At 52.0% G+C, this 15,175-nt stretch carries 8 protein-coding genes; all 8 read left to right on the plus strand.

Going from position 1 to position 15,175, the window contains the following annotated elements; all coding sequences use genetic code 11:
- Positions 1 to 249: 249 nt before the first annotated feature.
- The 8 genes from KZ483_RS02075 to KZ483_RS02110 all read left to right on the plus strand — a co-directional run bounded on the left by KZ483_RS02075 (position 250) and on the right by KZ483_RS02110 (position 15,163).
- Positions 250 to 6,819: a cadherin-like beta sandwich domain-containing protein gene (locus tag KZ483_RS02075; protein WP_220351140.1), complete on the plus strand. Its 6,570-nt coding sequence runs from the start codon at positions 250 to 252 to the stop codon at positions 6,817 to 6,819.
- Positions 6,820 to 6,976: 157 nt separating this feature from the next.
- A complete protein-coding gene (locus tag KZ483_RS29005) occupies positions 6,977 to 7,174 on the plus strand; it encodes an aspartyl-phosphate phosphatase Spo0E family protein (RefSeq protein ID WP_220351141.1) in 198 nt (65 codons plus the stop codon).
- 325 nt (positions 7,175 to 7,499) lie between these two features.
- Entirely contained in the window at positions 7,500 to 9,005 is a 1,506-nt protein-coding gene (locus KZ483_RS02085; protein WP_220351142.1) for an aminotransferase class I/II-fold pyridoxal phosphate-dependent enzyme, read from the plus strand.
- A 304-nt stretch (positions 9,006 to 9,309) separates the two neighbouring features.
- Complete coding sequence (gene panD / locus KZ483_RS02090; RefSeq protein WP_220351143.1) at positions 9,310 to 9,693, plus strand: aspartate 1-decarboxylase; 384 nt, start codon at positions 9,310 to 9,312, stop codon at positions 9,691 to 9,693.
- A 216-nt stretch (positions 9,694 to 9,909) separates the two neighbouring features.
- Complete coding sequence (locus KZ483_RS02095; protein WP_220351144.1) at positions 9,910 to 11,133, plus strand: threonine synthase; 1,224 nt, start codon at positions 9,910 to 9,912, stop codon at positions 11,131 to 11,133.
- 218 nt (positions 11,134 to 11,351) lie between these two features.
- The gene (locus KZ483_RS02100) at positions 11,352 to 12,188 is read left to right on the plus strand and encodes a YitT family protein (RefSeq protein ID WP_220351145.1); all 837 of its coding nucleotides are present in this window, start codon (positions 11,352 to 11,354) and stop codon (positions 12,186 to 12,188) included.
- Positions 12,189 to 12,293: 105 nt separating this feature from the next.
- Entirely contained in the window at positions 12,294 to 13,592 is a 1,299-nt protein-coding gene (locus tag KZ483_RS02105) for a cation:proton antiporter domain-containing protein (RefSeq protein ID WP_220351146.1), read from the plus strand.
- A gap of 23 nt (positions 13,593 to 13,615) precedes the next feature.
- A complete protein-coding gene (locus KZ483_RS02110; RefSeq protein WP_220351147.1) occupies positions 13,616 to 15,163 on the plus strand; it encodes an NAD(P)-binding domain-containing protein in 1,548 nt (515 codons plus the stop codon).
- Positions 15,164 to 15,175 lie beyond the last annotated feature (12 nt).

Raw genomic sequence — 15,175 nt, forward strand, 5'->3', positions numbered from 1 at the left:
TTGGCCCGCACACGTTTAAACCCAAATCACGACATGAAAAGCTCTGCCTTTCCAGCAGCGGAGGTGCAAATCGATCAGCCAAGCAGGTCGTGGATGATAAGGAGGCGATTATAACAAACAAAGGAACAGGCGAACAAGCTTGTCGCTAAATGGCCGGGACGACCGTCTCATCGAAGATTGCCTGCGGTGCGAGCATACCCGTTCTCCGCGACAACAGAAATCTCAGAACTATATTACGGAGGGATGAAATTGCAGATTTTCAAACGAAAACGAAATCATATATTGAAACGCGTCGTTTCCGCAGCGCTCAGCGGACTGATGGTATTGTCGGCGTTTAGCTCTTTGCTGATGTCCCCCGATAACGTATCTGCAGCCGCGACGCCTGTGACGAGTGTGTTGCAGGCCGGTCTTAACGGGTATACGAACATGAAGAGCGCATACGCCGTTCAGAATGATCCAACTACTAATTACAACGACTATATAAACATCGGCAACTATCAAGGAGGGACAAGCCAGCAAAGATTTTCTTTCCTCCAGTTCAATCTTTCTTCCATACCGCAAAACGCAACAATTACCAGCGCTAAGTTGGAATTGTATATATTTTCGTCTCCCCCAGGAGGGAATTTTAATGCCCCGATAGCGATCCATAAGGTAACGAAGGATTGGCAGGAGAATACGCTTACCTGGAACAACGCGGTAGCCACTCCAATCTATGATTCAGCGCCGTTCTCGACGCAAATGACCAGCAGCTACGCGCTTAATTCATGGTCGCAATTCGACTTGACCGGCATGGCGCAGCAGTGGGTCAGCGGAAGTGCGGTGAATTACGGGATCATGATGCGGAGGGATACGTCCTCCGATACGACGGAATGGAACAAAGGATTTTACCACGAAGATTATGATACGCAGTCCCTTCGCCCCAAGCTGACGGTCACCTACACCGTACCGGCGACGGGCTTGACCGTCACCCCGTCACAATTGACCCTGATACAAGGGGGAAGCGGTACCCAACTGAAGGCTGACTTTACCCCGGATAATGCCACCGACCAGAATGTGACGTGGACGTCCAGCGATTCTTCGGTCGCGGCGGTGGACGCGAATGGATACGTGACGCCGGGCGCCAACCTCGGGAATGCCACGATCACAGCGACGACGGCGGACGGGTTAACGGCGACAAGCACGGTAACCGTCAGAGCCCCCGCTGCGAGCGACAAGCCGGTCACGACGACGCAGGTCGTGCTGCAGCAAGGGCTGAACGGGTATGTCGGTACAGACGATACCAGTGTCCACGAATATACGTCGTATCCTGATACGAACTGGGGCGCTTCCAACTTGACATATGTTGGACGAGTTCAAGCTTATGTGAATGACAGAAAGAGGGCGTTGCACAAATTCGACGTGTCGTCGATCCCCTCCAATGCCATTATTACAAGCGCGACGCTGGAGCTTTATCTCGTTGAAGGAGTCAACAATACCGTCTCCATGGGCGCGCGGGAGATTCTCGAGCCTTGGGTGGAAGGGAACAAGAGCGGGACTGCTGCATCGGCTGGCGAAACAACATGGAACAACCAGCCCTTATACGACGCCGCGACGGTCGACATCCAATCGGTCAGCTACACGCCTAACACCTGGAAAACCTTTACGTTGACCGGTACGGTGCGGCAGTGGGTCGAAGGCGGCAAGCCGAACTACGGCGTGGAAATTGTCGATCAAGACGAAGCTACGAATGTAGCGAACTATAAAGGATTCGCTTCCTCTGAATATTCCGACTCCACGAAGCGACCGATTCTGCGGATCAATTACTATATCCCCGCGACAGGCGTCGACGTGACGCCGTCGGCCCTTTCGCTGGTACAGGGCGGAAGCACGGGACAGCTAAGCGCGGCAGTGCTGCCGAGCACGGCAAGCAACAAGAATGTGCGCTGGGTATCGGATACGCCTGCGGTGGCGACAGTAGACCAGAACGGCGTCGTCACGCCGGTCGGTCCGGGAACGGCGATCATTACCGCTACGACGGACGACGGACACTATACGGATACGAGCACGGTTACCGTGTCGGAGCAGGATGTGAATTTAAGCAATTTGACGCTGTCGCAAGGCGCACTGACGCCGGCGTTCGACAGTGGGACGACGGACTATTCGGCGACGGTGGCCCATAGCGTGACGAGCATGCAGCTTACCCCGACGACCTCCGACCCGAACGCGACGGTGATGGTCAACGGACAGAGCGTGGCGAGCGGCAGCGCCTCCTCGCCGGTTTCCCTCAATGTGGGGGCCAATACCATTAAGGTGGTCGTAACATCGGCGGCGGGGACGATGCGCAAGACGTACTCCGTCATTGTGTACCGGCAGGCGAGCACCGATGCGGATTTAAGCAATTTGGCGCTGTCGCAAGGTACGCTGAGCCCGGCGTTCAGCAGCGGGGTGACAGGCTATTCGGCCACCGTGGCCAATAGCATCACCAGCGTGGACGTGACGCCGACGGCGGCGGACCCGGGTGCGACGGTAACGGTGAACGGCAAGGTTGTCGCCAGCGGAACGCCATCGACCGTTCCCTTGAACGTGGGCGACAATATTATCAAGGTCATCGTCACGGCGGAAGACGGGACGACGCAGAAGCTGTATACGGTGACGGTCACCCGTCCGCCGAGCAGCAACGCCGAATTAAGCGGCTTGTCGCTGTCGCAAGGAACGCTTAGCCCCGCGTTCAGCAGCGGCACGCAGAGCTACGGCGCAACCGTGGCCAACAGCGTAACGAGCGTGACGATGACGCCAACGTTGGCGGATCCGAACGCGACCGTCACGGTGAACGGACAAACCGTGGCTAGCGGCACCGCATCTGCGGCGATCCCGCTTAGTGTCGGGGATAACCCGATTAACGTCACGGTAACCGCTCAAGATGGGACGACGAAGAAGACATATACCGTGACGGTCACCCGCGCGCCCAGCAACAGCGCGGACTTGACCTACCTGTCGGTATCGGAGGGCAGCCTGGCTCCGGCGTTCGGCAGCGGCGTGGAGCAGTACACGGTGAGCGTAGCGAACAACGTGACCGGCATCACGGTCACCCCGACCCTGGCCGATCCGAACGCAACGGTGAAGGTGAACGGGACCCTGGTAGCGAGCGGTTCGGCCTCCCCGAGCCTTCCGCTGAATGTCGGGGACAACCCGATCAACGTGACGGTGACGGCGCAGGACGGCACGACGACCAAGACGTACACCGTGACGGTGAAACGCGCAGCGAGCGCGATCGCAAGCCTGAACAACCTGGCGCTGTCGCAGGGCACCTTGAGCCCGTCGTTCGGCAGCGGCGTGACGAGCTATACGGCGGCGGTGGCCAATAGCGTCAGCAGTGTGAGCGTTACGCCGACGGTAACGGATGGGAATGCAACGGTGAAGGTGAACGGAACCTTGGTGGCGAGCGGTACGGCCTCCCCGAGCATTTCGCTCAACGTCGGGGATAACCCGATCAACGTCTCCGTAACGGCGCAGGACGGGACGACGACGAAGACGTACACCGTCACGATCACCCGCGCGCCGAGCAACAGCGCGGGGTTGACGGATTTGGCCCTGTCGGACGGGACGTTAAGTCCGGCGTTCAGCATGGGAGCGACGGGTTATACGTCCACGGTGGCGAACAGCGTCTACAGCCTGACCGTGACGCCGACGACGGCCGATCCGAACGCGACGGTCACGGTGAACGGAACGCTGGTGAATAGCGGTACGGCATCGCAGGCCATTTCGCTGAATGTCGGAGACAACCCGATCGCCGTGACGGTGACGGCGCAGGACGGGACGACGCTGATGACGTATAACGTCGTGGTGACCCGCGCGGCTAGCAACAGCGCGGACCTGAGCTATCTGGCGTTGTCCGAGGGGAGCTTGAACCCGGCGTTTGCAAGCGGCGTGACAAGCTATACGGCGGCGGTCGCGAATAGCGTGGTGAGCGTGAAGGTGACGCCGACGACGGCCGATCCGAACGCAACGGTCACGGTGAACGGAAAACTAGTGGCTGGCGGCGCAGCGTCCGCTCCGATTCCGCTGAATCCGGGGGATAACCCGATTACGGTGACGGTCACGGCGCAGGACGGGACAACGACGAAAACGTACAGCCTGAACGTTACCCGCGCGGCCGGCACGAATGCGGACCTGAGCAACCTGGCCTTGTCGAGCGGAAGCTTGAGCCCGGCATTTGCGAGCGGTGTTCAGAGCTACACCGCGAGCGTGGCCAATAACGTCACAAGCGTGACGGTTACCCCGACCGCGTCGGATCTGAACGCGACGCTCACGGTGAACGGAAAAGCCGTGGCGAGCGGAGCGGCTTCGGCGGCGATCCCGCTCAGTGTGGGGGACAACCGGATCGATGTACTGGTGACGGCGGAAGACGGCACGACGGCGAAGACCTATACCGTCATTGTGACCCGCAGTGCAAGCAACAGCACGGACCTGAGCAGTCTGGCCTTATCGGAAGGCACGCTCAGCCCGGCGTTCAGCAGCGCGGTAACCGCATATTCGGCGACCGTCGCCAATGAGATCGCAAGTGTGACCGTAACGGCTGCAGCGGTGGATCCGAACGCCATCATCACGGTAGACGGGACAATCGTTTCCAGCGGCACGGCCTCGCCTCCGATTGCTCTGAAGGTGGGACAAAATCCGATCGCGGTAACGGTGACAGCACAGGACAGAGCGACCGTGAAAACGTACAATCTGGTCGTCACCCGTGCCGCAAGCACTGGCGCGGAGCTCAGCGGCCTTACTTTATCGGAAGGCACGCTCAGCCCGGCGTTCAGCAGCACGACGGCCGAATACTCGGCCACTGTAGTGAGCAGTGTCTACAGCATTACGGTCACCCCGACGGCTGCCGACCCGAATGCCAGCATCACCGTGAACGGGAAGCTGGTCGCGAGCGGAACGCCATCGTCGGCCATCGCCCTGAATCCGGGCGACAATCCGATTACGGTAGTGGTAAAGGCGCAGGACGGCACGACCCAAATGACGTATCGCGTGACGGTACGCAAGGAGGCGGGCCCTAATGCGGACCTGATCAATCTGGCGCTGTCGAGCGGAACGCTAAGCCCATCGTTCAGCAGCGGGACGCAGACCTACACGGCGACGGTGACCAATGACGTATACGCCGTGTCGGTAACGCCGACGGCGGCCGACAACGGAGCGGTCATCACGGTGAACGGAACCATCGTGGCGAGCGGAACGACATCCCGGCCGCTGCCGCTCAATGAGGGAGACAACCTCATTAACGTGGCCGTCTGGGCGCAGGATGGAACTTCGAAGACCTATTCCGTCGCTGTGTATCGCGAAGTGAGCTCGAATGCGGCCGACCTGATCAATCTGGCACTGTCGAGCGGCACGCTCAGTCCATCGTTCAGCAGCGGGATGTTGGATTATACGGCAACGGTGACCCATGACGTCTATGCCGTCTCGGTGACGCCGATGTCGGCGGACAGCGGAGCGGTCATCACGGTGAACGGAACCGCCGTGGCGAGCGGAACCGCGTCGAAGCCGGTTTTGCTGCAGACCGGCGACAATCGGATTACCGTCCTGGTAAGGACGCAGGACGGATCGCAGACGAGAAGTTACACCATCATCGTCACCCGCGAAACGGATAACGGTGCAGACCTGATCAACCTGACGCTGTCAAACGGCACACTCAGCCCGGCTTTCAGCGGCGGCATCATGAACTATGCCGCGGCGGTAGCCAATGAAGTGACCAGCGTCACCGTGACGCCGACGGCGAAAGCCGGCGCGGCGATTAAAGTCAACGGCCAAGCCGCAGCAAGCGGCACGGCCAGCGCGCCGATCGCGCTGCAGGTCGGAAACAATCCGGTTTCCGTCGAGGTCACCTCGCCGGTCGACGGCGTCAAAACGTACACCGTGACCGTGATCAGAGCGAGTGCTGCATCGCCTGCTCCGAGCAACGGAGGCGGCGGTTACTTCTACGGGTATACCGGCAACGAACTGACGGCCATTTATGTAAATTCGGCGGTATTACGTATTGGCGAGAAATACCAGTTAACGGTAGAAGGCATATATGCGAACGGTAAAATCGAGACCATCACCGATGCAAGCTTCGAATCCGAGTCTCCGTCCATTGCGGAAGTGGATGCAAGCGGCGCGGTGACCGGGAAAGCGGAAGGCACAACCCGCATTGCCGTCAAACGCGGCACGCTTTCCGCTTCGGCGACGATCATTGTCATGGCTAAAGTGCCTGGAGCGGAGGACGGATCGAACGGATCCGGCTCCGGCTGCGCGCAAACAAACTGGACGGATATACAGCACCACTGGGCGCAAAAGTACATCGAAGCCGCTGCCCAAAAATGTATGATACAAGGCTATTCGAACGACATGTTTATGCCGAACGTGGAAATGACGAGGCTGCAATTCGCCGTAATGGTAGCAAGAGCACTGAAGCTGAAAGGTGAACCGGATTCATTGCAAGCCTTCAAGGACAGGGAGCAAGTTCCCGCTTGGGCGGTTAGCGAGTTGTCCGGTGCAGTGGCGGCTGGAGTCATCAAGGGCTACACCGAAGGCACGCTTCGTCCGAATGTCAAGATCAGCCGGGCGGAAATGATCACGATGCTGATGCGGGGCTGGAATAATCAGGCCGCTGCGAACGTGGGAACCTCGTATGCGGACGATTCCAAAATTCCGAACTGGGCCAAAGGTCACGTAGCGGAAGCAGCCAAGAAAGGCATTGTACAGGGCCGCTTAAATAACCGCTTTGACCCGCTCAGTACGGCAACAAGAGCGGAAGCGGTCGTCGTGCTGGTCAGAATGCAGGAATTGACTCAAGATAAGCCGTAACGGTCATTTCCGGGAAAAAGAATACATCCGCCGGGGCTCAACGCTCCGGTGGGTGGAAAGGAGGCAAAAGCCGTAAGGATTGACTGGTAAACCGGATGGGATGGAGCGGTAATACCAGATTAGGTCAGATAATGAAAAAATCGGGTGATGATGTGGATTGGCACGAAGAGAAGAGGTAGTTAGCGGATCTGCGGAACAGATTCTCGTTGCTGTTGAGAGGTTAAGAGAGGAACTGCATGCCACAGTAAACGCGTATGGCAGAATATCGACTAAGGTTTTACTGAAATCCCAGGAACTCGATGATTTGCTGAACCGGTATAATGACTTGGTTAAGGATCCAGATGTATTGGTATAACTCTTTCATCAAGTTCGAATAACCGGCAACTCCAATGGCGTAACGAGCTTTCGAATCTCTGCTTGTTCCTTATATACACCGTATTCACTCAAAAACAAATCCATATCGAAAGGAGGTGAAATTATGAAAGGATTTAAAGTCAGCCTTAATCGAATGTACGATTCGATTTATACGGTCTACAGTTGTTGCGCTTATTGCAACTCGTGCTGAGTACGATTGGATATGTAATCTCCTTCCGGTTTTTCTTTTGACGAAAATAAAACAGGATTACTTCATCGACCCATATTAGATTTGAACAACTAAAGTGATAATCAAAGGAGACTGCATGATGAACCAGCGGAGGGCCCCTTTATTCGAAGAACTTAAAGCTTTATATGAAAAACAACCTGCCAGTTTTCACGTTCCCGGACATAAATCAGGGCAAGGTTTGGATGATCCGATGGAGCTGAACTTCTTTCAACAAGTGATGTCTATTGATTTTGGAACAGGAATATTGGGTTTGGATCGCTTGCATGATCCGAAGGGCTCCGTTAAAGTAGCACAGGAACTGGCCGCAGCCTGCTTTGGCGCAGATCAGAGTTTTTTCCTTGTGGGCGGAAGCTCGATCGGCAATTTGGCTCTCCTTTTATCGGTTTGCCGAAACAATGAGCCGATTATTGTACAGAGGAATGTGCATAAATCGGTCATTCATGGTCTTATGCTGGCGGGTGCCAGAGCGGTATTTTTGCCCTCACGGTGGGACAAGCACAACGGAGTTGCCTATGGAGTCCGCTTGGAAGATGTGGAAGCCGCATTGAAACAATATCCGGATGCGAAGGGAGTCTTTTTATCCAATCCGAATTATTACGGAATGGGAATTGACCTTCGACCGTTCGCCAAGCTGGTTCATGCTTATAACAAGCCACTGCTGGTCGACGAGGCGCACGGGGCTCATTACGGATTTCACCCCTCGGTTCCGGCCTCCGCACTTTCCTCCGGTGCGGATGCCGTTATTCAATCAACACACAAGATGCTGACAGCTATGTCGTCGGGAAGTATGCTCCATGTTCAAGGGAATTTGCTGGACCGGGATTTGATTGCCCAGCGGCTTTCCATGCTTCACACCACCAGTCCATTTTATCCGATTCTGGCTTCTTTGGACCTGAGCCGCAGACAAATGGCGCTTGAAGGCCGGCAGAGATTGTCGGCGGGATTGAGGACGGTTGAAAAGTTCAGAAGCAGTCTTCGCCGCGAAATGCCCTGGTTTCGTCTCATTGGTGATGCTGATGACCCGTTCGATTATGAAACCTTGGATCCATTTAAAATAAGCATCAAAGACGGCACCGGAACGTTAACCGGCTTTCAGTTGGAGGCGGAGCTGGCACAGCAGGGATGCATTGTGGAAATGGCCGATTTGCAATACGCGCTTGCCGTTTTCAGTCTCGCTTCAACCGAAAAGGATGCGGATCGGCTCTTAAGCGCGCTAGAAAATATTTCTCTGCGTTACGGGCTGGAAAAGAAATCGTATCATGACGGGGGGCTGTCAAACTCCATGTTCGATTTCTCTCCATTTACGGAAATATCCGAAACCTCGGTTATCAGACTTCAGCAAAATGACACGGTCACCGTGCCTTTAGAAGAAGCTTTGCATGCGCAAGCCGGTGAAATGGTTATCCCCTTTCCCCCCGGAGTTCCATTGATTTACCCGGGCGAGAGAATAAACTCTCAGGTCATTCAAACCATTCGTATGCTCTCTGCAGCCGGCGCGAGATTTTCGGGCGTGCAGGATGACAGCATGAGAACGGTTCGGATACTTAGCCCTGTAAATGAACGCCTTGTAAGAATCAAATAGGTTGGAATGACTTTACCTCTTGCAGACTCTGGCCTTTCGGCCAGGGTTTGCTCGAGCAAAGTAAACAGAATTGGAATGAACCTGATTCACGGATTAACTGTTACGAGAGGTGTGTATCACGTAGGCGTTAGCGAACGTTCATGTGTTTATTTTGGTTGGCAGCAGCATGCTCCCGCACGGAAGAACCTGGAGTTGCACCTTGAAAACCGGATAACGAAAGCGCTGTTTTACAGTTGGCACCTTCATGTCATTTTTTATAGGGGATTAAACGAAGTGAAACGGGAGACGGGAGTGAGATTGGAACATGGAAAGATTGATGTGCAAAGGCAAAATCCACAGGGCAACGGTAACGGAGGCCGATTTAAACTATGTCGGAAGCATTACGATCGATGCTCTTCTTATGCGGGAAGCGAACATCCATCCGTATGAAATGGTGCAAATCACGAGCCTCAGAAACGCAACGAGATGGAAGACCTATGCGCTCCCGGGTCCCGAGGGCAGCGGAAAAATATGTTTGAACGGTCCCCCCGCCCATTTATTTCAACCGGGAGATATCGTTATCATTCTGAGCATGGGTTTGTTTTCCGAAGATGACATTAGAGGGCTAAGACCTAAAGTAGTGTTTGTAGATGCCGCCAACCGAATCACAGAAGTTCAGGTTCAGCGGATATTTCAACAAGAGGAGTAGGAATATTCGATTTAAAGCGATGGATAGGCTTGGACAACCGGCGACCATGTCAAACAAGAATTCACGATAATCCGGACGTTAGGAACAGGCACCTCTATTCAGAGTGCTTTGTTTTTGCGTTCTTACTACAACCAAATGTCGAACGATATGGACGGAAATTTCCTTATTGATTAAATCTATATTTAACGGAGAAAATCGACAACAGGAGGGTTACTCTTGAGATTCTTGCTGGCATGTAGAAGCTGCGGAAAACAGATGCCTTTTGCGATAAAGGCAGGCTCCTGCAAATGTGGTGGAACCCTCTTGGTCGCTTACGACTTGGAGCGGATCCGACGTACGCTGACTAAAGAAAAGCTGAAAAATCTTCCGGCAACGATGTGGAGATATAACGAGCTTTTGCCTATTGAGAACGAGGAGAGCATTATCTCACTGGGAGAGGGCTGGACACCGCTTGTTCCTTTAAATATGACGAAGGAAATATTGCCGGGCGGGAAGATATGGGTCAAAAGAGAGGAACAGAATCCCACGGGAAGCTTTAAATCAAGAGGGTTTTCGGCAGCTTTATCCATTGCAAACGAGTACGGGATTCGCAAGGTGGCGGTGAACTCTAACGGTAATGCGGCATCCGCATTAGCCGCTTATGCCGGATATGCGGGAATGGAGGCATACGTGTTTCTTCCACTGGATTGCCCGGGGCTGATCGTCAAGGAATGCATGGATTATGGAGCCAGAACCTTTTTGGTGGACGGATTAATTCACGATGCCGGGCGAATTGTCAAGGAAGGCGAGCAAGAACAAGGGTGGTACAATGTCGGCACGTTGAAAGAGCCCGGAAGAGTCGAAGGGAAAAAGACAATGGGCTTGGAGATCGCCGAGCAGCTGCAGTGGAAATTGCCGGATGTGATCATTTATCCGACAGGCGGAGGATCCGGAATTATCGGAATGTGGAACGCATTTTTGCAATTAAAGGAACTGGGTTTCGTCGAGGGTGACCTTCCCCGCATGGTCAGTGTGCAGGAGCAAGGCTGTCAGCCTCTTGTAGACGCCGTGAGGAATAACGCACAATTTAAACCGCAATGTCATCATGTGTACTCGAGTCCGACCGGCATGAGAGTGCCAGACCCGCCCGATGGGCAATTGGTCGTTTCGGTTTTGCTTGAATCCGGAGGGACTGCAGTGTCCGTAACGGGAACAGAAATTCAACAAGCCCAGAAAATCCTTGGAAAGCAAGGAATTTCGTCTTCGCCAGAGGGCGCTGCCGCTTTGGCTGGGTTATTTCGATTAATCGAACGAAATTTCATACGTTCAACTGATGAAGTCGTACTATTTAACACGTCACATTCTTTGAAATACTTACCATGGGACTGCATAGGTTTGCCAATAGTCAAGACTTATCGGCATTGGGTTTCCGTCAGCAGCCCTTCCGAGCTTAGTGTCTGAATTTTGACCGGATATAATGAGAGAGCATCAATTTATTGGGTAGCAGCAGATATTCTGCTGCTGCTACCCCATTTATACCAGCGGAAAAATTATCGAGCCTGACCGATTTTGAAAGGAGGAGTTATCGTCGTGGAAAAAGGGCAGCCGAGACAGTTTTTCCGCAATCCCAAGCAGCCGAGAACGATATCGTTTATCGTGGCAACTAAAAACACCTCACCATGAAGAATCTTATAACCGATATCATTCAAATCATTCTCGGTTCGTTCATCCTCGCGGTGGGAATGAATAGCTTTGCCATTCCGAATGAATTGGCCGAAGGCGGCGCAATCGGTATTTCGATGGATTTATATTATTTGTTTCAATGGTCCCCGGGAGTTACCCTTCTGCTGTTAAACGCGGTCCTCGTTTCGATCGGTTATAAATTGCTGGATAAACGGGTCACCTATTATACGATTATCACGATAGCAGCGAACTCTTTTTTCCTGCTTGTGACAAAGGGGATTGCCGTCTATGCCGGAGAGACGATTTTGGGGACGATATTTGCAGGAGTCTTTATTGGAATTGGAATAGGCATTATCATACGCGCGGGCGGAACAACCGGAGGCTCCACTATTTTAGCGAAAATAGCAAACCGGTACTTTGGCTGGAGTATAAGCTATGCTGTGTTATTTTTCGATCTGGTGGTTGTATTCGGATCCTATTTCATCATCGGCGCCGAGAAAGTTATGTACACGATTATTTCGCTTTATATCGCCGCCAAGCTGATTGATTTTATTGTTGAAGGTCTGAACGCGAGAAAGACGGTTACGATTATTTCCCGCTTCAACCCTGAAATTGCCGATAAGATAAATAAGGAAATCAACAGAGGAGTTACTATTTACTCCGCCGGCGGCGAGTATATGAAGGAAGCAAGGGAAGTTTTATATATTGTGATTAAAAAAAAGGAGCTGTTCAAGTTAAAGAAAATCGTTTATGAAATTGATCATCAAGCATTTGTGGTCATTCATGATGTTCGGGACGTATTCGGACAAGCGAAGTCTCCAGGGAAGGCTTGAGTGTGAAGGCTGGAAGGCCAATCATAAGAGAAGCAATGAGGCGTGACGAATGTAGCCTGTTCACTCGATCCGTATCGAACGTGTAAGAAAGGAGAATGAACTGATTTGAACCATAACCTCCATTTGTTCTTAGCGGTTGTTACCGCAATCGTTATTGTTATTGTTGCCGCCCGTATTTGCGGAAGTCTATTCGTACGCATCCGTCAGCCAAGAGTAGTAGGCGAGATGGTCGCCGGGGTTCTGCTAGGACCGACATTTTTCGGGGTTCTCGCTCCTGAACTTCAAGCTTCCATTTTTACATCGGAGGTTAAAAGCACCTTATTTGTTCTTAGCAATCTCGGTCTATCGGTGTATATGTTCTTAGTCGGAGCCGAGATGGATCTTCAAAGCTTTAATCGCTCATCCATCCAGAAATCCGGTTTTCTTGCATCAGCGGGAATTTTTCCGCCATTTATCATGGGTGTGGCAATCGGTTTTTTCCTGTATGATAGTTTCTCTTTTGATGCGATTAATAAAATGAGTTTTTGTATTTACATGGGGGTCGCTCTCTCCATTACAGCATTTCCAATGATGGCAAGAATTCTGCAAGATGAGGGGTTGGTGAAAACAAAGTTCGGGTCCTTGACGCTCTTGGCGGCAAGCGTTGACGATGCGGCCGCGTGGTGTTTTTTGGCAGTTGTTACCGCGATGGCCCAGTCTAAAGATATGATTGCCGGTCTGTACACGGCGGTCGGCGGAGTTTTGTTTGCCTTATTGGTTTTGACTTTAGTGAAGAAGCGGCTAAAAAAAATGAGCGATCGGGTGGAAGCCGCAGGTCAGTTCTTGCAGCACGACTTCGCCATCATATTGCTGCTAATACTCGGTGCCGCCTGGATAACGGATTATATAGGAATTTACTCTGTGTTTGGAGGATTTATCTTAGGCTTGGCAATGCCGAGAACACCGGTATTTCAACGGGAAATCCACGGTAAGCTAACCGACTTTGTGGTTGTGCTGTTGCTTCCGCTGTTTTTCGCCTTTTCTGGTTTAAACGCCGACATTGCTTCCCTTTTCAATATGGGAATTGTGATCCCGTTCTTGTTCATTCTTTTGGCTTCCATACTCGGTAAGTACGGCGGATGTACGCTGGCCATGCGGAGGATGGGCTTCACGTGGCGGGAGTCCTCGGCCATCGGGGGACTCATGAATGCAAGAGGATTAATGGAGCTGATTGTTGTGAACATCGGGCTTGCTTATGAAATTATTAATCAGGATCTTTACTCTATGCTGGTGCTTATGGCTATTGTCACGACTGCTGCGGCGATGCCTATATTTAACGCATCTTTAGGGAATCGCGGCACCATGGCTCAGAATTCAAAGGAAAATCCCACATTCAATTTGGAGGGTAACGCTTCAGCGCCATAAAACATTATGAGGGGGAGAAATCATTGAAAAACAAGTTTGACATCGTAATTGCAGGCGGGGGTCCTGGGGGAATCCAACTGGCTTTGACTCTGAAAGAACTGAATGAGCAGTACGGTACCGATATTAATTTTGTCATTTTGGAAGCTGAGAAGCATGCAGGTTCCTTTTATAGGAAATTTCCGGTACATGGACAATTGATCAGCAACAACAAATTGTATTCCGGCAAGCCTGCGGAGCACCGCTTTACAGAAAGGTTTGATTGGAACAGTTTGCTTACGAAAGAGAAGAAGATCTTGATGCGAAACTACAGCACGGATTTTCACCCAAGAAGAGAAGCGTTATTTGATATGATTCAAGATTTGGTGTTGGAGTACCAGCTGCCAATACATTTCGAGACCAAGTGGTTGAATACAAGAAAGAATGACGAGGGAACTTTTGAGGTGATCACGGATAAGGGCAATTATTACTGCCGTTATTTCATTCTTGCTACGGGCCTTGTTCCGAAAATACCAACCATTCCGGGATTGGAACATGTAACAATGTACGAGAATATGCGTGAAAAAGAATACTACAGGGATAAAAGGGTGCTCATTTTAGGCAAGGGTAATAGCGCCATGGAGAGCGCGCAGGATATTCTGAACGAAGCAAACCTGATAATGCTGGCCAGCCCCAGTTCGGCACGCCTGGCATACAAAACGCATTATGTCGGCAGCATTCGTGCAACCAACAGTTGGCTCATTGAGAATTATCAGCTAAAGCATCAAGCAGCGCTTCTCGATTGCCATGTAGTGGACATTCAAAAAAGAGATGACGGCTACGATGTGACGGTAACCTACGTGCATGCGCAGAACGAGACTGAAACCTTGTTTTTCAACGAAGTTATTGCGGCTACCGGTTTTAAACCGAATTTTGTGAATCTAATGGAAGATTTCAATATTCAAATCATTAATGACAAGTTTCCTTCGATCACCGGGGAATTTGAATCGACCGATGTTTCGAATCTGTTTTTTGCGGGGGCTCAAACACACGGATTGGATTTTAGAGAGACGTCAAGCGGGTTCATTCATGGATTTCGGTATAATTCAAAAATACTGGCGAATATCTTGATGGAACGCCTGAATGCGCCTTTAGGTTATCGGAACATTGCAACAAACAAGATTGTGGAGGAAATCCTTCAAGAGCTTAATGAGTCTCCCGATCTCTGGCTGCAGCCGGGATTCATTGCCTATATCCTGAAGTATCGTCAGGGACAATGGACGGAAGTAGGATACCGAACCTTGAAGGATTTTAAAGAATGTTCGCTTGATGCGGACGAATGCTTGTTGGCAGCAACTCTGGAATACGGGGACATTCATAAATTTGAGGATCCGCTTAGCATTCCGAGAATTCCCGGGGAGCCGTCCGAAAGTGCTCATATCCACCCGGTGATTCGTGTACGCAAGGCACATAAAGAGCTGATGAAATACGACTTGGAAGAGCACTTGGAGTCACGATTTACGGATCCGAAGTACACTGCAGTATTATCCGAATTAATTAAGGGAATTATGAAAGACCATTTTATTCGGGCGTAGGTTTGGAAAAGG

The organism is Paenibacillus sp. sptzw28 (genome assembly GCF_019550795.1).
Lineage (GTDB): Bacteria > Bacillota > Bacilli > Paenibacillales > Paenibacillaceae > Paenibacillus_Z.